General features: G+C 47.8%; 17 protein-coding genes and 1 pseudogene. 7 read left to right on the top strand and 11 right to left on the bottom strand.

Annotation, left to right across the window (positions count from 1 at the left end; translation table 11 throughout):
- Positions 1-137: 137 nt before the first annotated feature.
- From VIS94_17695 to VIS94_17665, 7 genes and pseudogenes are all read left to right on the top strand, one after another.
- On the top strand, positions 138-1,724 hold the full coding sequence (locus VIS94_17695; GenBank protein ID HEY9162911.1) for a glycosyltransferase family 39 protein: 1,587 nt from the start codon (positions 138-140) through the stop codon (positions 1,722-1,724).
- A 2-nt stretch (positions 1,725-1,726) separates the two neighbouring features.
- Entirely contained in the window at positions 1,727-3,295 is a 1,569-nt protein-coding gene (locus VIS94_17690) for a glycosyltransferase family 39 protein (protein ID HEY9162910.1), read from the top strand.
- Positions 3,292-4,413 (top strand): aminotransferase class I/II-fold pyridoxal phosphate-dependent enzyme, encoded by a 1,122-nt coding sequence (locus VIS94_17685; GenBank protein HEY9162909.1) that lies wholly within the window; start codon positions 3,292-3,294, stop codon positions 4,411-4,413. The genes VIS94_17690 and VIS94_17685 overlap by 4 nt, the downstream gene beginning before the upstream one ends.
- The gene (locus VIS94_17680; GenBank protein HEY9162908.1) at positions 4,410-5,339 is read left to right on the top strand and encodes a lysylphosphatidylglycerol synthase transmembrane domain-containing protein; all 930 of its coding nucleotides are present in this window, start codon (positions 4,410-4,412) and stop codon (positions 5,337-5,339) included. Before VIS94_17685 ends, VIS94_17680 begins: the two co-directional genes overlap by 4 nt.
- A complete protein-coding gene (locus VIS94_17675; protein ID HEY9162907.1) occupies positions 5,320-6,276 on the top strand; it encodes a glycosyltransferase in 957 nt (318 codons plus the stop codon). The genes VIS94_17680 and VIS94_17675 overlap by 20 nt, the downstream gene beginning before the upstream one ends.
- A 165-nt stretch (positions 6,277-6,441) precedes the next feature.
- Positions 6,442-8,372, top strand: a pseudogene (gene arnA, locus VIS94_17670) (bifunctional UDP-4-amino-4-deoxy-L-arabinose formyltransferase/UDP-glucuronic acid oxidase ArnA).
- Between the two features lie 121 nt (positions 8,373-8,493).
- Entirely contained in the window at positions 8,494-9,348 is an 855-nt protein-coding gene (locus tag VIS94_17665) for a polysaccharide deacetylase family protein (GenBank protein ID HEY9162906.1), read from the top strand.
- 17 nt (positions 9,349-9,365) lie between these two features.
- Here the strand turns inward: VIS94_17665 and VIS94_17660 are convergent, their stop codons facing one another.
- The 11 genes from VIS94_17660 to VIS94_17610 all read right to left on the bottom strand — a co-directional run bounded on the left by VIS94_17660 (position 9,366) and on the right by VIS94_17610 (position 20,165).
- Positions 9,366-10,397 carry an epoxyqueuosine reductase gene (locus VIS94_17660; GenBank protein HEY9162905.1) on the bottom strand — a complete coding sequence of 344 codons (1,032 nt, stop codon included), beginning with the start codon at positions 10,395-10,397 and terminating at the stop codon, positions 9,366-9,368.
- Positions 10,367-11,428, bottom strand: a complete 1,062-nt coding sequence (locus tag VIS94_17655) for a CHC2 zinc finger domain-containing protein (protein HEY9162904.1) — start codon at positions 11,426-11,428, stop codon at positions 10,367-10,369. The genes VIS94_17660 and VIS94_17655 overlap by 31 nt, the downstream gene beginning before the upstream one ends.
- Positions 11,429-12,469 carry a DUF1566 domain-containing protein gene (locus VIS94_17650; GenBank protein HEY9162903.1) on the bottom strand — a complete coding sequence of 347 codons (1,041 nt, stop codon included), beginning with the start codon at positions 12,467-12,469 and terminating at the stop codon, positions 11,429-11,431.
- 146 nt (positions 12,470-12,615) lie between these two features.
- On the bottom strand, positions 12,616-13,767 hold the full coding sequence (locus VIS94_17645; protein ID HEY9162902.1) for a fibronectin type III domain-containing protein: 1,152 nt from the start codon (positions 13,765-13,767) through the stop codon (positions 12,616-12,618).
- A gap of 208 nt (positions 13,768-13,975) precedes the next feature.
- Positions 13,976-14,890 carry a protein translocase subunit SecF gene (secF, locus tag VIS94_17640; protein ID HEY9162901.1) on the bottom strand — a complete coding sequence of 305 codons (915 nt, stop codon included), beginning with the start codon at positions 14,888-14,890 and terminating at the stop codon, positions 13,976-13,978.
- 12 nt (positions 14,891-14,902) lie between these two features.
- The gene (gene secD, locus VIS94_17635; GenBank protein HEY9162900.1) at positions 14,903-16,489 is read right to left on the bottom strand and encodes a protein translocase subunit SecD; all 1,587 of its coding nucleotides are present in this window, start codon (positions 16,487-16,489) and stop codon (positions 14,903-14,905) included.
- A gap of 16 nt (positions 16,490-16,505) precedes the next feature.
- Positions 16,506-16,838 (bottom strand): preprotein translocase subunit YajC, encoded by a 333-nt coding sequence (yajC, locus tag VIS94_17630; protein ID HEY9162899.1) that lies wholly within the window; start codon positions 16,836-16,838, stop codon positions 16,506-16,508.
- On the bottom strand, positions 16,831-17,946 hold the full coding sequence (gene tgt / locus VIS94_17625) for a tRNA guanosine(34) transglycosylase Tgt (GenBank protein HEY9162898.1): 1,116 nt from the start codon (positions 17,944-17,946) through the stop codon (positions 16,831-16,833). Before tgt ends, yajC begins: the two co-directional genes overlap by 8 nt.
- Positions 17,921-18,928, bottom strand: coding sequence for a tRNA preQ1(34) S-adenosylmethionine ribosyltransferase-isomerase QueA (queA, locus tag VIS94_17620; GenBank protein HEY9162897.1), 1,008 nt, complete (start codon positions 18,926-18,928; stop codon positions 17,921-17,923). Before queA ends, tgt begins: the two co-directional genes overlap by 26 nt.
- A gap of 6 nt (positions 18,929-18,934) precedes the next feature.
- Positions 18,935-19,135 (bottom strand): DUF2065 domain-containing protein, encoded by a 201-nt coding sequence (locus VIS94_17615; protein HEY9162896.1) that lies wholly within the window; start codon positions 19,133-19,135, stop codon positions 18,935-18,937.
- A gap of 13 nt (positions 19,136-19,148) precedes the next feature.
- Entirely contained in the window at positions 19,149-20,165 is a 1,017-nt protein-coding gene (locus VIS94_17610) for a hypothetical protein (GenBank protein HEY9162895.1), read from the bottom strand.
- Positions 20,166-20,229: the final 64 nt, after the last annotated feature.

Raw genomic sequence — 20,229 nt, 5'->3', positions numbered from 1 at the left:
ACGCAGGCATACTTTAACGTATGCTGAGGAGCATTCCGACGCAGACGACGACGGCAGCGCTTGAATAGAAACCGGATTACCAAAAAATAATGTTCCGGCAATGTTCAGGTCATGTTAATCTGCTATCCGTGTGGATCATGGAAGAAGGCGTAAACAAAATATTTTACCTCAAGCTGACGGTGCTGGTCATTGTACTGTCCATGCAGTTCGTCGGAATTTTCGACCACTCGCTGTGGACGCCCGACGAGCCTCGCGTAGCTGAAATAGCGCGCGAAATGGCTGTTTCGGGCGATTATCTCATCCCGCAGCATTCAAATGCACCATTTCTCGAACAGCCCCCTCTGTATTACACCCTTGCCGCCCTGTTCTATCGTATTTTCGGGACCTCAAACGAAGGCTTCGGCAGGCTTGCTTCTGTAATATTCGCTCTGGCAACACTGGCAGTCGTGTTCTACGGCACGAGGAGGCTCTTTTCAGAACGCATAGCACTTCTTGCGGTTCTTATCCTATCAAGCTGCTTCACTTTCTATGAAGTAAGCCACAAGATGCTTGTGGATTCCGCACTATGCCTATTTATTACAGGGGCGTTGTTCTCATTCATTCTGGCGGAAACAGGCCGCTTTAAGCATGGATACAAGCTCTTCTGGATAGGCCTGGGGCTTGCTTTCATGTCAAAGGGCATTATCGGGATAGCGATTCCGTGCGTGGCCGCAACCGCCTATTACATATGGCAGGGGAAATTCCCCGAACTAAAAAAGATATGGTTTTTCCAGGGATGCGCAGCAGTCATCATCTTCATGGCCGCCTGGGCCTTTGTTCTTTACCAAAGGGGCGGCATCGAATTTATAAGGACATTCTACCTCTACAATCAGTTAGGAAGGTTCCTAAACATAGGCATATATTCAGGCGGACATGTAAGGCCATTTTACTATTACTTTACGACCATATGGGCTGATGCGGCGCCCTGGTCGCTCATCCTTGTACCTTTCTTTATCTCAATCAGAAATTACACGAACGAAAAAAAATTTATCGTATCATGGTTTATTGCAGGATTTATTCTTTTGAGCATTGCATCGACAAAACGCGGGCTTTATATATTGCCTCTTCTTCCCGCAATGGCAGTCATGGCGGCCCTGTGGATGGAGCATGTGATAACCGAAGCGTCTTCAAGAACGGACAAGGTGTTTTTCTGGATTATCATCATCCTTGTTTCTGTTTGTTCGCTACTGCTTCCTTTTGTATATGTGATGAAATTTCACGGCGCATACCTGACGGCGGTTCTGCTGCTTCTCACAGGGCTTGCCCTTCCGGTATTCGTATACAGGATATTCAAACCCGGACTCGCTTTCGTACTGGTTGTTTCATGGACTTTCCTGATCGTTTTATGGATACCTTTCGTGATTCCTCTCGTCGATATCCAGAAAAGCTACAAGCCGCTTTTCACGCAAATAGGAGAGTATGCCAATGGTTCACAGGTAACAGGCTATCAGCTTACCGAGTCGCTTGAGGCGTTTTCTCCTTTTTACGGTAACTTTTATGTTGAGAATATCGAGAACAGGGATGTATTTGAAAAACTGATCAAAAGCCCCGGGACATCTTACCTGATGATAATACCTGTCAGGACAGACGATGGGCTGAAGCAGCTTATAAAAGAGAGGTACACCAGGATAGTCTCGGACACCGACAAGGATGTTGAAATCTGGAAACGCTGGGTTGAGGGTTAAGAATGGATTATAAAGATAAGTCACACGGGATCGATGTCAGTTCATGGATGGCGCCGGCTGTCATAATCATTGCGGCTGCGGCTCTTTTAATAAACATCGGCATGCCCTCCCTGTGGGGCTCCGAAGGCCGCTGGGCTGTTATCGCACGCTACATGTTCAGAACAGGTGACCTCTTTCACCCGATGCTAGGCAACTACCCCTACTGGGACAAACCAATTTTATCATACTGGCAGGTCATACCTTTCGGATACATCACGGACGGTGTAACAGAGGCGGCATCCCGCATGCCCTCGGTAATCTGGGCGGTTATCTGGCTTATCCTCACATATTCGACCGCATCGAGACTTGCCGGGAAAAAGGCGGGAATACTTTCGATAATGGCGCTTGCGAGCAGTTACGGATTCATGTTCTGGGGCAGGAACGCTCAGGTGGAGATGTCAAATGCCGCCATCATCATGCTGGCCATATGGTATTTTCTGAGACACAAGGATGATTCCGGCAAGGCATGGCTCTTTATTCTCGCGGCAATTACAGGCCTGGGTGCAAACCTGAAAGGCCTGCCCGCAGTGGGAGCACCGGCACTCGCCATAATTCTGGCATCGCTCGTCCTGAAAGACTGGAAATGGTTTCCGAAGCCTCATATCTTCATTTCTGCAGTAGTATTCGGATTCCTGATATTTATTTCCATCCCTGCACTGGCTTCTGCCGTAACGGGTTCAATGGAACCGCTTGATCTTGTATGGAAAGAAAACGTGGTGAGGTTCTTTTCGCCCTTTGATCATAAAGACGCTTTCTATGTATATTTCATCAGGATATTCGACCTGTTCGCTCCGTGGTCCATTCTCCTTCCCGCAGTGTTCGTGTATATCTTCCGCCAGAAAAGGTTCACTAATCAGGGTATGAAAACCGTTCTGCTCTACTTTGCAGGCATATTTCTTTTCTTCACCTTATCCGGCTCGCGCAGGTCATATTACATACTGCCTGCACTTCCATTTGCAGCGATGACTGTTGGCTTTTTCCTTTCGGAGATTGAAAGCGCCGGCACATCCAGTGGATACCGGCTTTTCTTCAGCATATCCGGCCTGCTGTTCTCGTTATGTCTGATTGCACCGGTCTTCATCCTCACAATAAAACCCGGTCTCATACCTGTGGCTAATGTTAAGGACCTCATGCCCGTTGCCGCAATGCTGCTTGTTATCGGTATATACACGGGCTTTTATTCCATAAGGACAAAGCCGGTTCCGGTAATGGCCGGTCTGCTTTCGGTGTGGCTTATCTATTCGGCAGGAATAGTACCCTTTGTCTCGAAACTGCCCGGAAACCTACGGTCCGAGGTCAATATGCTGAAGAGCACGGACAGGGAGGTTTCATACCTCTCATCTGACGACGCAAAGATAATCTTTTATCTGGATAAGCCTTACACTGTGTTTACAGAAAAGGGTCCGGCTAAAAGATGGGCACTTAATACTCACGGGATTATCCTGGCCCATGATGAGGTAAAAGAGCCCGGCTGGAATAAATTGTATGAAGTGGGCAAATGCATAGCCTACGAAATAGGAGATGAAAAATGAACGAATTCATTCCCATGAGCAGGCCTTTCATAGGCGAAGAAGAAATCGAGGAAGTAACGAAGGTTCTTAGAAGCGGATGGATCACTACAGGCCCGAAATGCAAGGAATTCGAGGAAATATACGCCTCTCTCACCGGCGCCAGGGAAGGAATAGCCCTTGTCTCGGCGACTGCAGGCATGCACCTTACGCTCAAAGCGCTCGGAATAGGCGCCGGAGACGAGGTCATCACCCCTTCCATGACATTCGCTTCCACCGTAAACCAGATAGCGCTTGCTGGAGCCAGGCCGGTTTTTGCCGATTGCGACTATGACACGCTTATGGTGAAACCAGAAGATATCGCACGTCTCATAACAAAAAAGACTAAAGCGATCATCCCAGTACATTTTGCAGGTGCCCCGGCAGATATGGATGCAATCGAGGCGGCTGCGGGAAATATCCCGATCATAGAAGATGCGGCGCACGCCATAGACACACATTACAAGGGCAAACATATAGGTTCGAAAAATCTGGCGATCTTTTCATTCCACCCTATCAAGAACATAACGACAACCGAAGGCGGCATGATAACCGGAAGCGATGAAATACTCATGAAGCGTATCAGGATATTGAGGTTCCACGGCATAGAGCGTGACGCATGGAAACGCTACGGCAAAGGTTCCGACCCGAGCTATGACATCACGGAACCGGGCTATAAATACAACATGACCGACGTTCAGGCGGCAATAGGCATCGCCCAGATGAAAAAACTCGGCATAATAACAAAAAAACGCAGCGAGATTGCAAATGCCTACCTTGCAGGCATGAAAGACATAAAGGGCATTGACCTGCCCGGTATCCCCTCCTACGATCACAAACACTCCTGGCACCTTTTCGTTGTAAAGGTCACCAGCATGAGCCGCGGAGAATTCATGGCCGCCCTCGCCGAAGAGAACATCGGCTACGGCATTCATTTTCCAGCATGCCATACCCTCAAATACGTCAAAGACATGTTCGGCGAAACGAGCCTTCCCGTTACTGAAAATACCTCAGAAAAAATTTTGAGCCTGCCGATATATCCTTCCATGACCGAGGAAGAGGTTATAAGCGTTGTCAGGGCGGTAAAAAGGATTCTTGCTTGAAGAAAGGCCTTATCTTCACGATTATTCTTGCCGCAATCGCATTTACAAGCATAGGCATGTGGGGTGATGTGTTGAAGGCGGGCAATGAGCTCAGGAATTTCCCGTGGTATCTTATACCGCTCATCGCCTTTTTCGGTTTCATGAATGACATGATCAAATTCGGACGATGGCATATATACCTTAAAAAAATGGGTTATGAGACAACCCTGAAAGAAAGCCTTGTGATATTTGTTTCAGGCCTTTCAATGAGCGCAACGCCGGGCAAGATCGGCCTCCTGATAAAAAGTCAGATGCTCAAGAAATTATCCGGCCGGTCGTTCATTTCATCGACCCCGGTTATCGCAGCTGAGCTTTACATGGACATGATAGGCCTGAGTGTAATATCTCTTCTTGCCGTAGGCCTCTTTGCAAAGGGGATGTGGGCCGCTCTCATACTCTGTGTGCTGCCGCTTCTGGCGCTGAACCAGAAATTTTCCGGTTTCTGCATAGATATTCTCGCAAAGATACCATCTCTCAAACACAGGGCCGATGACCTTAGAAAGGCTGTCGATGACATGTTCGGCCTTTTCGGTTTCAGAACGCTTATCGCTTCATTTGCAATAACGCTTATCGCATGGACAAGCGAGGGCGTGGCGCTTACTCTAATCCTCAATGGACTGGGTTTCGATATGGGAATAATAAAATCTACCGCCATATTCGGTTTTTCCACACTGATAGGCGTTATTTCCATGCTGCCAGGCGGGCTTATAGTTACGGATGCCGGTCTCATGGGACTTATCGTGCATGAAGGGGTGCCGGCGCAGGCGGCGGGGTTAGCTACCATCATGGCCAGGGTATTTACCCTGTGGCTGGCGGTAGGAATAGGCAGTATTGTGCTTTTCATAAACAGGAAATATATATACGGAAATATCCGGGAGGTCAGCTGAAGTGGACAAGATATCTGTGGTTATTCCGGTCTACAACGAGGAAAAGGGGCTTGACAGGCTCTTTGAAAGGCTCGTGCCGGTAATGGAAGGCATGCACAGGGATTACGAGATCGTGCTTGTCGATGATGGCAGTTCGGACAATTCGCTTGAAATTCTAAAAGCCCGGGCCAGCGAAAAGATCAGGATAGTCGAACTCATGAGAAATTACGGTCAGCATTCTGCAGTGTTTGCAGGATTTGAAAGCTGTACGGGCGAGATAATCATAACGATGGATGCAGACCTGCAGAACCCGCCCGAAGAAATCCCCAGGCTTGTATCAACCATGGAGGAAGGCGGGTTTGAGGTCGTAGGCACTGTGAGACATGCGCGCAAGGATTCGATATTCAGAAAGCTTCCGAGCAGGATAGTAAACGGCTGGGCAAGGAAAATCACAGGCGTGAACCTTAGCGACTGGGGATGCATGCTAAGGGCTTACAGACGCGAGGTGGTTGATCTGATGGTAAAGAGCCAGGAGCATTCAACCTTTATTCCTGCGCTTGCCACGACGTTTGCAAAAAAGGTGACCGAGATCGAGGTAGGGCATGAAGAGAGGTTCGCAGGAGAATCCAAATATTCGATAGCAAAACTCATATCGCTTCAGTTCGACCTTGTTACTTCATTTTCCGATTTTCCCCTTAAACTCCTGCTTTATACAGGCCTGATTCTGGCAATAGCAGGTACATCGCTGGGTATAGTGCTGGCTGTGGCCAGGTTTTATTTCGGTGCAGACTGGGCGGCGCAGGGCGTATTCACACTGTTTGCCGTACTGTTCTTCTTCATAGGAGCACAATTCCTTGCATTCGGCATCATGGGGGAATATGTGGGCAGGATATATAAGGAGGTCAAGAAACGTCCTCCATATACGATAAGGAGAATACATGATTCCGCTTTGCATTAAAGATCAATCCGAGGAGTCAGGGAGGGAGCTGCGCAGGCATACAGTCATGTATGTCTCTTCGCCTTCGCTACGCTTGGCTCGAGGAGCGAAACAGGATGCTCATGATCCCGTTTTTGAGGAGCTAACGACACAGAAGACAATGGAGGCGCTTGAATGCGTAGCGGAATGAAGGCGATAGTCTTTGCCTACCACAACATGGGAGTCACAGGGATATCGAAGCTGATCGAGCACGGCTTCTCAATCCCTCTGGTATTCACACATGAGGACAATCCTGACGAGAACGTATGGTTTTCTTCGGTCAAGTCACTGTGCCGCGATAAGGGCATACCTTTTGTAACACCAACAAGTCCGAACACTCCGGAATGGATCAGCGAAATCATCGGCATGAAACCGGATTACATATTCAGCTTCTATTACAGGTATATGATTTCCGGCGATATCCTTTCTATTCCCAAATACGGTGCATATAACCTGCACGGCTCGCTGCTCCCGAAATTCCGTGGCCGCTGCCCGGTCAACTGGGTAATTATAAAGGGCGAAACCGAGACAGGTGTAACTTTGCATGAAATGGAGGTCAAACCCGACGCAGGGGCGATTGTCGCGCAGAGGCGCGTTGAAATCTCCCATGACGATACTGCCCATTCGCTCTTCGGAAAACTACAGAACGAGGCAGCGCTCATGCTTGATGAATGCCTGCCCGATATGGCCCGAGGCGTTGTGAAGAAGACTCCTCAGGACCTTAGCAAAGGCTCATATTTCGGAGGAAGGAAACCTGAAGACGGCCGCATCGACTGGAACGTGGAAGCCTTACAGATATACAATCTGGTGAGAGGTGTAACCCGTCCCTACCCCGGGGCCTATTCCATGCTCGGTGAAGATAAAATCATATTCTGGAAGGTCTCAATTCTTGAAAACTCCTTTTCCGAGCCCGGCCGGATAGAATATGGAGAGAACCTCCTTATCGGCTCAGGAAAAGGCTCGATAGTTCCGATAGAGATAGAAATCGGCGGAAAAACACTGGCAGGAGACGATCTCCACCGGTTCTTTAAAAATCATGAAGGAGAAAAATTGACATGAGAGTACTTATTATCGGCGTAAACGGTTTCATCGGTTCACATTTAAGCGCGACAATCATGCGCGATACGGACTGGGAAGTATACGGAATGGACTTGAGGGACGACAAGCTTGCAATGACCGGCATACTGGACAACAACCGCTTCCATTTCGTCGAGGGCGACATAGCCATTAACAAGGAATGGATAGAATACCACATAAAAAAGTGCGATGCCGTTCTTCCGCTGGTCGCCATCGCCACCCCGAAAACTTATGTGGAAAATCCGCTGGGTGTGTTCCAGCTTGATTTCGAAGAGAATCTTAGGATAGTACGCCAGTGCGTACAGTACAAAAAGCGCGTGATATTCCCTTCAACATCCGAGGTCTACGCCATGTGCACGGACAAGGAATTCAAGGAGGACGAATCCAATTTCATTCTCGGCCCGATCAACAAGCAGCGCTGGATTTATTCATGTTCAAAGCAGCTGATGGACAGGGTCATCTGGGCATACGGCGAAAAGGGACTGCTTGATTTCACACTCTTCAGGCCTTTCAACTGGATCGGCCCGAGACTTGATTCTTTAGAAACAGCCAAGGAAGGCTCTTCTCGCGTTGTCACACAGTTCATCGCATCTCTCGTATATAAGGAACCCATCGTGCTGGTGGACGGCGGCAAACAGAGCAGGTCCTTCACATACATCGACGACGGCATAGACTGCCTTATGCGAATTATCAGGAATGAAGGCGGCAAGGCTTCCGGCCAGATATTCAATATCGGAAACCCCGCAAACAACTGCTCTATAAAAGACCTGGCGGAAAAGCTGCTCGTCATGTTCAAGGAGCATCCGGCACACAAAAAAGACAAGAAGTTCTCCAAGATTGTCATACAGGATGCAAAGAAATTCTACGGAGAAAGCTACCAGGACATACAGACAAGGGTGCCTTCAATCAAAAAGGCAAAGGAGATCCTGGGCTGGTCCCCCAAGATCAAACTTGATGATGCGCTCAAACGCACTTTGAACGCGTTTCTTGATGAACTTTAGAATCCGACAAAAAGAAGGCATGATGCATTGGGACTGCATGAAAACCGGATATAACTTAAATATGATGATACCGGTTTACATGCAGTCTGACGATCTGCAGATTCATATTCAGGAATTTTAAATGCCCGAACTTGCTCTCAAAGTAGATATAGATACCTACCGGGGTTTCAGGGACGGTCTCCCGTCTCTTCTTAAAACACTGGGAGAACGTAATCTCAAGGCGAGCTTTTTCGTAACCTTCGGGCCGGACCGTTCAGGTCTTGCGATAATCCAGATGTTCAGACCGCGTTTTTTCATGAAAATGCTCAAGTCGAACGCACCAGGCACATACGGCATTGAAACTGCCCTTTACGGGACGCTGCTCAAGGCCCCGATGATTGCATCCGCAAATCCCGAAGCAGTACGCCAGATAGCAGAACTCGGCCATGAGACCGCCTGCCATGCATGGGATCACAGGCTGTGGCAGGACTGGCTCGGCATCATGGGCAGAAAAGGCATTCACGAGTGGTTCAGAAAAATGGTGGGCGCTTATATGGACGCAACCGGAACCGCACCAGGTGCATTCGGAGCACCCGGGTGGATGATGAACACATCCGCCTTGAAAGAGGCCGCTGCCTGGGGCTTTAAATATCTCAGTTGCACACGGGCGCAGGTCCCTTTCATTTTTGAAGAAAACGGCCTGCTTGAAATACCCTCGAACATTCCATGCATAGAAGAAGTCGGAACTGACGGCGTCCTCACAGCACTTGAAAAAAATGCCGGCAGCAGTGTGCCTCAGGTTCTTCCAGTACATACAGAGATAGAGGGCGGCGCCTTCAAAGCCGACTTTGAACGTATACTTGATAAGGCTGCTGCCCTTGGATACAATATCAGAAAGCTATGTGATATAGCCGAAGGCATCGACCGTTCACGGCTTGAGATACGACCTTTGAGAAAAGCTCTGCTCGCAGGACGTGCGTTCTCATGCTCTGTGTGATTTGCCGGATACTTTTCCTACCGTCGCAGCAGTTCAGGAATGCCTGATTCACACGGGACACCCGTGGAACAAAGTCCGCACCCGTAGATGAATATATGATATTTCCTGTTGCAGTGCTTCAAGGAAGCGGCGACCTTCCTGTAGCAGACCTCCTTGTCGTGCGCATTCTCTCTGGTTATGGCATTTACAGGACACCTTGCCGCACATTTCAGACAGTCTATTCCCTGATAGTGAAGACAGTTGGCATGGATATCATCCGGGCGCTCACGGTTCGGCTTCAGCTTAAGGTTGACCACAAAGCTGCCCACACGATGTGCAGCTCCCTTCTCCGTGATAAGGAAGTCATTCATGCCGAAAGTGCCGAGTCCTGCTGCATAGGCGATATGCCTGTGGGACCAGGGGGAAGCCCATCCCACTTTAGGATAACGCTTCTTATTGAACATTGGAGTCACGTCCGGCGAAACTGCAAGGATGCCTTGACTCATTAGATGTGTCACGATCTCGCGGACAAAAGTCTGGCTGAATATCTCACCCAGCAGACGGCTCTGTGCCCACCGTTCCGAGGTCCATTCCTTTGCAGATGCATTGTCCCTTCTGGTCATGCTGGTAAACGGCATGGCAAAAGAAACCACGCTGATATCACAGGGCTCAGGAGGTTCTACACCGTTTTTTCCGGCCTGCCATTTCATGATTTCCCAGGGGGTGAAATGGTGCGGTCCGATAACCTCCCTGAATTTTTCAAATATCGGATCATCTCCCCGGACAAACCCGATGAGGGGCTCCACAAAAACCGGCTCACCGTAATACGGGTATTCCATTGCATTTTCAGGATGGGTTGAGACCTTTTCCTTGATGGTGCGTATGAACCACTCTTCATCGTACGCATCCCTTATATCGCTGATGAACGCTTCTCTGTTCAGAACAGGCTGTTCAGGCAGGAAAAGCCCGCGCATCTCTCCCAGGGCATTTTTCATTCCGCCGATATCCGAAAGAAATGAAAACAGGCGGTAACGTTCTTTTATTCTGTGCCGGTACGTATTTTCAGCCATTCTTCATGTGAAACGGCTTTGTCAACGAGCTTGCCGAATTTGTTTATGCATGTGTCGCGGATAAAGGCGTCAACATCGTCATACTTCTCAGGCAGCATTACAACACGGGCTTCGAGCCCTTTTTTTCTTATCAGATCAATTGCCTTTTTCGTCTTGTCCGCACCTGACAGCGCCAGTATTATTGTTTTCGCCCCGAAACCGGCGGCGGTCTTGAGCATCGAAGCCGTAAGGCCTTCCCTTCCCACACCGATGACGCCCTTGATGCCTATGCAGTCCGAAAGCATTGCATCGAAAAAACCTTCAACAGCAACAAGCTTATCCTGTTTTCTTGATTTATACATAAGCAAGGGCGTGCCTTTGAGATATTCCATATTGGTAAGCGGCACATATGAATTATGCTCATTATCAGGTGACATGCCATATAGGCCCATAAGCCTGCCGCATAAGTCCCTGTAGGGTATTGCAATCATCAGGGTGTTTTCATTGCAATAAGAAAACACGCCCGAAATTTCCGCCCGGGAATAATCTTTTTCAAGGATACTGAGAGTTTCCTCATAACCCGGGAAGAGCCCGAGTCCCATATGCTCGATCTCCTCGCCCATGTATCCACGGCTGTTGAGATAAGTCAGCCCATCTTTTCCCGTCTCCGAAAAGAGCATCGCAGAGTATATGCTCATTGCCGATTCGAGCATGCATGAGCGGGTTAATTCATTTTTCCACTCATTTTCTGAAGGGATCACTCGCAAGGAAGCGGCTTTGTTGAGATACTCAAGGACATCGTTAAAGCTCATTGTCCTGTATTTAATCAGGAAATCGATCCAGTCTCCATGAGCACCGCATGCAAAACAGAAATACCGCGGGCTGTCGGTATTGATTATCAGCGTGGGAAGGGTATCTTCATGGAACGGACAACATGCTATGTAGCCTTCGCCTTTTTTCCCGAAACCTGAAAGACCGCCGAATATCTCTTCCTGAAAATTCCTGTCAAGCAGCCTGACATATATTCTTTCCATAACGGACAGGTGCTTCATTTAATCACCTATGATGGGACCCCTGACAGGCCATACATATGATAAAGATGCTTTGGATTGCGTGCTCACCGTGCCGTCATTGAAATCCACAAACCATGCATATGACGAATTGGCTGCATAAGATGTCGATGTCCAGTATTTGTAATTCCCGTAACCGGTAAAATATGTTGCAATCGATGACACTATCGCAGGGGCAAACTCCGATGCGTCAAGTAAAGTCTCCAGTTCCTCCATAGTCGGCAGTCTCCACTGGCCGTCGGTAAGGCTTTTGCAGTATGAATTCGCATCGCCCCATGTTTTGGGTACGTCGGGTGGCGTTTTGAACCATACAAGTCTGGTCAGGTTGTCTTCAACCATCATGCCGTCGTTAAAATCGGTGAATCTCGGACTGGCCCATGTCTTTCCCAGCCTCAGATATCCGTCCTGATGCCTGCAGGTGTTGCCCGGCGTACAAGCCGAGGGAGGGGCTTCAAGCGGGTTATAGACCATATTCTGGCCTGTTTTTATAACAGTGTTCGTACCGCCGCCAGGAATCCTCACCAGCAGCATACTTGCAGCAATGCCGGATTTGCTAACCGATTTTTTCGTGCCGTCGTACATATCTACGCACCAGGCGTTCTGTACCGCACTCTCATCGGTCGTAGATGTCCAGTAGTAACTTCCTTTTGCTGTCAGGATATGTAAAAAGGGATAGCCGCTGGCAAGGGCCGGGCCGTATTTCGTGTAATCCATGAGGCTCATCATTTCCCTTATGTTCGGCATATGCCAGGCAAGCTGCTCGTTTTTCATATAATTCGTATATCCCAGGTTCATGGCGACCTCCCAGCTCTTTAACCCGTACAGGCCTGTAACTTCAGGATTCTGAGGGTCTTTGAGCCATATCAGGGTGGTATAGTTATCGGTTACGGTTCCGTCTCCGTTGTCGGTAAACCTTGGCGGTTCGGGAACCGGCCCGGGACCGCCACCACTGTCTTCACCCCCGCCGCATGAAACGGAAATGATTATCGAAAAGAGCAGCATTAAACACATTGCTTTCTTCATATACACCTCCAAAACAATCCTCGAGACAGTTATAATGGTAAAACTTCATTAATCTAATCGGTTTTCTGTGAATGATTATTTAGGAAAATATCCATTAATCTAAAGCTTAACCGCAGGCATTGCACTGCGGCATATCATTCAGTGTGTTATCCTGATATGGCTGAAGATATGAAACAGCCGCCCGAGCTGGATGAGCCCGAATCATCATCGCTTAACGTTGCAGTATCCCTGGTTGCCTGCACGGGGGCCTCCGTAATCCTGAATCTGCCCAGGGTCTTTGTGGTAAATACGGCCTTGCCGTTATCCATGCTTACTTCAGAATTGATTCCCGCCCATTTCTCTGTTGTAAAATCATAAAGTTCTATATACGGTCTTTCACCCGAATAAGGTACGGCAACCCTTGCCGGCTGCTTTAAAGTCTTTCCATACGGGAGGATATCGAATGTATATCCAGGTGATGATCCGGAGACACTCATCTGACCACCCTGTCCAAGACTGACGCCGATGCCCACTTCAAATCCCCCGGATGATGAGCCTTCAGGAATATTCAATTCAATGCCGATTGAACTGTCAGTGACCGAGAGGGACTGACCGGAACTGGCCTGTGCAGCTAGGAGTATGCTTCCGGTAACAGATATGCTCAGCTTGTATTTAACCGTACCTGACGAATTGATAAGGTTATAATAAAAAAGACCTTCTGTCTGAAGATTGAGAATCAGACCAACAGGCACGGGATATCCGTTGTAAAAGGGTACTGCATTAAGCGACTTGTCGGGCATGATTCCATCGAGCGCAACCGTTGACCCCTTCTCTGCTATCATGTAAATCATGTAAGGGTCACTTCCGGGGAAGCTCAGAAAATCATTCATATCGGTATTTGAAATATATTCGGTAAAGTTGCTGAATCCGTCCAAGTCATTGTCATATATGGAGTCGAACGGGTTTAAAGGATCGAGGCCCATGGAACTCTCGACAGCATCCGGTATGCCGTCCGAATCGGTATCCATTTCGATATTTGATTTCGGTATTGAAATAGATACCTCGTCAGAATATTCACTCTCGTTCAACGAGGCATCATATGCGGTAACGGCAAAATAATACGTCACACCTTCCTGAAGGCCTTCTATGTCATAACACGTGTTCTGTCCTGCAATCTTGACATTGATATATCTTCTTGATGCCGTTCCGTAATAGACCCTGTAACCCGCAACTTCGTCAGATGACGGATTGGCTGACCATGATATCTGGACACCTGCGGCAAATGCCTTTTCTTCAAATAATATGCTGCATGAAACCATTAACAATGTGCAGTATAAACCTATCCTAAAAAATCTCATGACATGTATATATCAAATGCCATGCCAAGGTAATATTTGTTATATTTCAATATGTTAGCTATACAGGCGGTCTTCTTGAATTACAATTGCGAACATTGTTGTTACAATAGTGTACTTATACAGAAAAGAAAACACCCTGCATCAAACTATGCAGGGTGTTTTCAATTAGTTACGAGGAGCTTTTACCCGATTTGCTCATGAACAACACTATCGTGCTTGCGACAAATATGGAGGAGTAGCAACCTATGATTACACCTATCAGCATAACCATCGCAAAACCGTGCATAACCTCCCCTCCCAGGAAAAACAGCGCAATGACGACGAGGAAGACGGTTAGAGCAGTCAGTATGGTCCTGCTCAATGTCTGACTTATGCTCATGCTCATGACATGGGCAAGGTCATAATTCGGAGACTGCTGCTTCTTTATGTTTTCCCTGATCCTGTCAAACACAACTACCGTATCATTGAGAGAATAACCTATCAATGTCAGCAGCGCAGCGACAACCGTGAGATCCATCTCTCTTCTCAGTATCGAAAACATTCCGAGCACTATGATCACATCATGCAGGGTTGCTACGATTGCTCCCACAGAGAATTTGAATTCGAATCTCCACCACACATAGATCAGTATGCCGATAGCGGCCCATATGAGTGACAGGAAGCCCTTCGTTTTTATATCCTTACTGACCGCGCCTCCCACCATTTCTATGCGTCTTATTTCAAAGTTGCCCTTTCCGAAGGATTTTTCGAGTTCCGAACTGAACTTTCCGCCGAAGCCTTTATTCGTATCCTCTGTCTGAGATGTTCTGATCAGAAAGTCATTGTCCGATACCGCGCCTACACTCTGAATTCTCTCGTCCTGCATACCCATGGGTTTGAGAGCTTTGCGGATATCATCTGCGGTGGTCGGATTTTTGAACTGCACCTGAATTACCGAACCTCCGGCAAAGTCGATTCCGTAGGAAAAGCCCTGCACAGCTATGCTCCCGATGGCTATCAGCGAGGTAATCAGAGAAAATCCTATGAAGTACCATTTGTACTTCATGAAATCTATATAGGTTCCGGGTTTAATGAATTCTAACATGAACTGCCTCCCCTAAATGCTTATGCGTGAAACATTCTTGCTGTTGACGAACCATTCCATAACCCATTTGCAGCCGACGAGCACGGTAAACAGAGTGGTCAGAATACCTACGCACAAGGTTACTGCAAAACCCTTTATCGGTCCGGTGCCGAACTGGAACAGTACAAGACCTGCAATCAGCGTCGTCACATTCGCGTCCACAACGGTTGATATCGCATGCTTGTATCCGGCCTCGACCACCATTTTGGGAGTCCGGCCGAGCCTTATCTCCTCCCGCATTCGTTCGAATATCAGAATGTTGGCATCGACGGCCATACCGATGGTAAGAACAATACCTGCAATACCGGGCAGCGTGAGCACAGCTCCCACCAGGGACATGAATGCGGCTATCAGCATGATGTTCAGGATAACCGCAATATTGGCCAGCATACCGGAAGCCCTGTAATAGATAATCATGAAGATTATTACCAGAACACCGCCTATCGCACAGGCTACCAGTCCCTGATGGATCGAATCCTTACCTAGAGATGGTCCAACTGTTCTTTCTTCAAGTATCTCGACAGGCGCAAGCAACGACCCGGACCTGAGGACAATGGCCAGGTTCTTTGCCTCCTGATCGGTGAATCTGCCTGTTATCGAGGCCTTGCCACCGGCTATCCTGTCCTTTATGACGGGTGCCGAATAGACTTTTTTGTCAAGCAGAATGGCAAGCCTCTTGTTTATATTCTCTCCCGTAATGCGCTCAAAATCTCTTGCCCCCTGGGCATTGAAGTCAAGGGAGATATAAGGACTGGCTCGGTCGATCTTCACCCTGGCGTCATTGAGAGTATCACCCGTAAGTTCGACCTGCTTCTTCAGGAGTATCGGTTCGTTCGTCTCTTTCATGTATGCGATGTAGCTGTCCTGAGGTATATCGCCGGCCAGCGCATTGGAGAGAGAATGATCTTCGTCAACCAGCTTGAATTCCAGAACAGCAGTCTCTCCTATAATTCTTTTCGCCCTTTCAGGATCCGTTATGCCCGGTAACTGCACGTTTATGCGGTCCTTGCCTTCCGTAATAATCGAAGGTTCGCTCACTCCAAGCTGGTCTATTCTGTTTCTTATGGTTTCGAGGGCCTGACTTATGGAAGAATCCTTGATTTTTTGAATCTCGTCTCTTTTTACTGAATATCTAAATACGGTCACACCGCCGATTGTTTCCGTTGAAGGATCGGCAAAAGATGTCTGCTCGTTCAATATTGCAGTAAGCTTATCCTGATCCGCGGGATCCCTCAATGTTACGGCAATGCTGTCAGGCGCTACAACTTCGATTTTAGTATAATGTATCCTTTTCTGCTGCATCTCCGATTTCACTGTTGACGCGATGATATTCAGCTTTCCAGTTACCGCCTTGTCCGTATCCACTTTAAGAATCAGGTGCATGCCGCCCTGAAGATCCAGCCCGAGCTTGACCTGTTTTATGTGTTTTCCGAGAGGTCCAAGCCAGTTGTCGGCCAGTTGATACGGAGTCAGCAGAGAGACCATCGTGGGCAACGAGAGTATGAGGCCTGCTATCATAACAACTGCTATTATGATCCCCCGTAATTTAAAATTGTTCATTTAACTTCCCCCTTTATTAAGCTTTGGTTACAGCTTTACTGTCCTCAGAGCCTTTTTTGAACGCTACAAATTCTCTTGATACCTTTATTTTAACGTTTTGTGCAATCTCAATTGTGAGGACATTCTCAGCAACACCCACAACCTTGCCGTGAATCCCGCCGGTTGTGACGACTTCGTCGCCCTTGTCTATCTTGGAAAGCATCTCACGGTGCTGTTTCGCCTTTTTCTGCTGCGGCATTATAAGCAGGAAGTAGAAAATAACAAAGATAAGAATAAGCGGGGCGACACTCATAAGCATGCCCATTGTTCCTCCCGACGCCGCATCCGCGGCATAAGCAACACTAAACATTGTACATCTCCTTTATACTTGATCTCAGTTTATCCAGATACTGGTTCTCTACGGCATGCCGCATCTTATACATTAATTCAAGATAGAAATGAAGGTTATGTATGGTTGCAAGAACAGAAGACAGTATTTCACCTGAAATGAACAGATGTCTCAAATACGCAAGCGAGAAATTTCTGCACGTATAGCAGGTGCAGTTTTCATCGGGCGGACTCTTTTCCAGCCTGTATTTCGCCTGTTTGAGTGTAATCTTGCCGTTTAATGTAAAAAGCTGGCCGTTCCTTGCGTTTCTTGTGGGAAGCACGCAGTCGAACATGTCGATGCCGCGGGCGACGGCCTCGACAATATCAAGAGGGGTTCCCACACCCATCAGATAACGGGGTTTTTCCTCAGGCAGAAGAGGTGCGGTATAGTCAAGCACATCCATCATGATCTCATGTCCTTCACCGACTGACAGTCCTCCTATGGCGAAGCCGTCAAACGGGATACCGCATATCTGAGCCGCGCTCATTTCCCTGAGGTTCTTATAAACTCCACCCTGAACAATTCCGAACATTGCATTATCAGTACTTCTTGCATCGATGCATCGTCCTGCCCATGACGTCGTCCTTCTGACTGCATCAAACGCCTCTTTCTCGCTCGATGGGTAAGGCACGCATTCGTCAAGGGCCATCATTATATCCGAGCCCAGTTTTTCCTGTATATCGATTGCCTTTTCAGGCGTAAGACTCCTCCTGCTCCCGTCTATATGCGACTGGAACACGATGCCGTTATCAGTAAGCTCCCTCAATTTCGCCAGGCTGAAGACCTGATACCCGCCGCTGTCGGTAAGTATCGGACCGTCCCATGCCATGAATTCATGCAGACCTCCGATCGTTTCTATAAGGTCTTCACCTGGACGCAGATGGAGATGATATGTGTTTGAAAGAATGATCTGCGCACCGGCTTTTCTCAGGTTCCCGGGGGTCATTGCCTTGACAGTGCCCTGTGTGCCGACAGGCATGAATGCAGGGGTATCGACAGGGCCCCTTTGAGTGTATAACCTGCCCCTCCTTGCATTGCCGCACCGTGCCAGCACCTCGAATCTAAATGATGAGCATTGCGTCCCCATAACTGAAAAACCTGTACCTTTCTTTTACCGCTTCACTGTATGCCTTCATTATCAAATCATACCCGCCGAATGCGCAAACCAGCATGATAAGCGTCGAACACGGAAGATGGAAATTTGTCAGCAGCGCATTCACACATCTGAATTCAAAACCGGGTCTGATAAATATTCCGGTACTGCCCCGGCCTGACTCTATCCTTCCCTTTTCACACATCAGGTGTTCAAGAACCCGTGTTGTGGTTGTTCCGACCGATACTATCCTTGTTTTGTTATTCATTGCCATATTAATTTTCTTTGATTCTTCTATTCCGATAAAATATTCTTCTTCATGCATTATGTGGTTTTCAATATTTTCCACCCTTACCGGCTTGAATGTTCCCAGTCCCACATGAAGGGTTATATAGACCTGCTCGATCCCTTTTCGTGAAATATCTGTAAGCATCTCATTCGTAAAATGAAGTCCTGCAGTAGGCGCCGCAACAGAGCCATCATCTTTTGCATAAACGGTCTGATAATATTCCCTGTCACGGTTCTCCGCATCCCGGGATATGTAAGGAGGAAGCGGCATTTTACCGGTTTTGAAGATCAGTTCGGGTCTGTCAAAACGTACAATGCCTTTCTCGAGTTCTCTTTCAACGATTTCGGCCCTGAGCCCGCTTTCGAAATACACGGCCGTTCCCGGCCTTGAAGGTTTTGAAGACCTGACAAGGCATTCCCACATCCCTCTTTCAAGTTCCTTCAGCAGGAATATCTCGACATTGCCGCCTGTCGCCTTTTTTCCTGTCAGTCTTGCAGGTATGACCTTGCTGTTGTTAAGGACAAGTGTATCATCAGGCAACAGATAATCTTTGAAATCATTTATATGTCCATGAGAGATCTTGGACTTTGCCCTGTCAACGATCATGAGCCTTTCAGTTCCCCTTGGAAGCGGGTATTGCGCTATAAGTCCTTCAGAAAGGTCGTAATGAAAATCGCTGAGTTTCATCTGATACTAGAGATTCCTTCCGAAATAAACAATCGCCAGCCCGGACAGCGCGCAGAGAAGCCCTGCTATCTGAATCCATTTTTCAGGTATCTTTTCTATATGCCTGGCCGCAAGTTTCAAACCCCTGGGAAAGAGCATGTAAGGAACGGCCTCGATTATAAAAACCATGCCGATTACACACAGGAAATATCGGAAATCGAATTTCATGAAAGAATCCCTATCATGAATGTAATGCCTCTATCAAACCGTCATCGATGATGTCGGCACTGATGTGATTCTTAAGGGTTTCAGGCGACTTTCCCCATGAAGCGGTGTTTCCTCCGGTACCCCTGGCCTTTGTATATCTGAGGCAGATGGATGCGGCCATTTCAAGATTTACTGTGTTCACTGTTCCCCTGATAACACCGGTTGGTCCAGGCACATTGTCAATCTTAACAAAAACATTACCCGGGAATTTGAGCTTTTCAGCAAGCAGATTTTCCTGTTCGTCTCTGGGAACAATCATTACGGTATCGCTGTCAAGAATGAATTTTCTTCCGATGACGTCCATGGCAAAATCCGCTCCTGATGGTATTTCCGGGCTGAATCTTTCAAGTGTCCGCCTGACCTTGTCTGCAATCTGGGCATATGTAAGGAGGCAACCGCCGGCAGGCGACGGAATATTCTCTTTTAAAACGCCGTAGGAAAGGGCAATTGCTTCCTGTTTTCTTCGGCCCCTGCCCGTTATATCGAGCATGTCTTCCTTGTTTATTATGCCTTCTTTCTCAGGAATTGATTCTGGCATATGCCTCGCACAGAGCGGCCTTACAAGCAGTCCTTTCAATCCCGAATCCCTTTCTATGACATTCATCGCATCTTTTCTCTGTGACATCGGCCTCTGTCCGAGCACCTCGCCGGTTATGACAAAGGATGCGGAATATTCGTCCATAAGCCCACCGGCCATCTTCAACATTCCGATTTTGCAGTCAATACAAGGATTCATATGCTTGCCGTATCCGTGTTCAGGGGAAGCAAGTATCTTGATAAAATTTTCCGTATAATCGATTATCTCCGGCATGACGCCGAATCTGCTTGAATGTTTCTGCTTGAATTCCGATGGGGCCAGCAATGCGCTGAACCCGAAAAAAGGCGTGGCAAAATAAAGAGGCACAACCTCTATTCCAAGGTCATTTATCAATCTGACGCATATTATGCTGTCAAGCCCGCCTGAATATAGCGCCAAACAGCGCCTGTACATAGGTGAACCCCTTTTCTTCTGTCATCGGTTTTCACGGACATAAAAAAGATCCATACCGCTTTTG

The organism is Desulfomonilia bacterium, from assembly GCA_036567785.1.
Classification (GTDB): Bacteria; Desulfobacterota; Desulfomonilia; order UBA1062; family UBA1062; genus DATCTV01.
Note: the sequence above shows the minus strand (reverse complement) of the source record. Positions and strands in the feature narration are given on the sequence as shown.

Coding starts and splice junctions, on each gene's coding strand:
- VIS94_17695 (HEY9162911.1), top strand. CDS start 138: ATGGAAGAAGGCGTAAACAAAATATTTTACCTCAAGCTGACGGTGCTG.
- VIS94_17690 (HEY9162910.1), top strand. CDS start 1,727: ATGGATTATAAAGATAAGTCACACGGGATCGATGTCAGTTCATGGATG.
- VIS94_17685 (HEY9162909.1), top strand. CDS start 3,292: ATGAACGAATTCATTCCCATGAGCAGGCCTTTCATAGGCGAAGAAGAA.
- VIS94_17665 (HEY9162906.1), top strand. CDS start 8,494: ATGCCCGAACTTGCTCTCAAAGTAGATATAGATACCTACCGGGGTTTC.
- VIS94_17660 (HEY9162905.1), bottom strand. CDS start 10,397: ATGGCTGAAAATACGTACCGGCACAGAATAAAAGAACGTTACCGCCTG.
- VIS94_17655 (HEY9162904.1), bottom strand. CDS start 11,428: ATGAAGCACCTGTCCGTTATGGAAAGAATATATGTCAGGCTGCTTGAC.
- VIS94_17650 (HEY9162903.1), bottom strand. CDS start 12,469: ATGAAGAAAGCAATGTGTTTAATGCTGCTCTTTTCGATAATCATTTCC.
- VIS94_17645 (HEY9162902.1), bottom strand. CDS start 13,767: ATGGTTTCATGCAGCATATTATTTGAAGAAAAGGCATTTGCCGCAGGT.
- secF (HEY9162901.1), bottom strand. CDS start 14,890: ATGTTAGAATTCATTAAACCCGGAACCTATATAGATTTCATGAAGTAC.
- secD (HEY9162900.1), bottom strand. CDS start 16,489: ATGAACAATTTTAAATTACGGGGGATCATAATAGCAGTTGTTATGATA.
- yajC (HEY9162899.1), bottom strand. CDS start 16,838: ATGTTTAGTGTTGCTTATGCCGCGGATGCGGCGTCGGGAGGAACAATG.
- tgt (HEY9162898.1), bottom strand. CDS start 17,946: ATGGGGACGCAATGCTCATCATTTAGATTCGAGGTGCTGGCACGGTGC.
- queA (HEY9162897.1), bottom strand. CDS start 18,928: ATGAAACTCAGCGATTTTCATTACGACCTTTCTGAAGGACTTATAGCG.
- VIS94_17615 (HEY9162896.1), bottom strand. CDS start 19,135: ATGAAATTCGATTTCCGATATTTCCTGTGTGTAATCGGCATGGTTTTT.
- VIS94_17610 (HEY9162895.1), bottom strand. CDS start 20,165: ATGTACAGGCGCTGTTTGGCGCTATATTCAGGCGGGCTTGACAGCATA.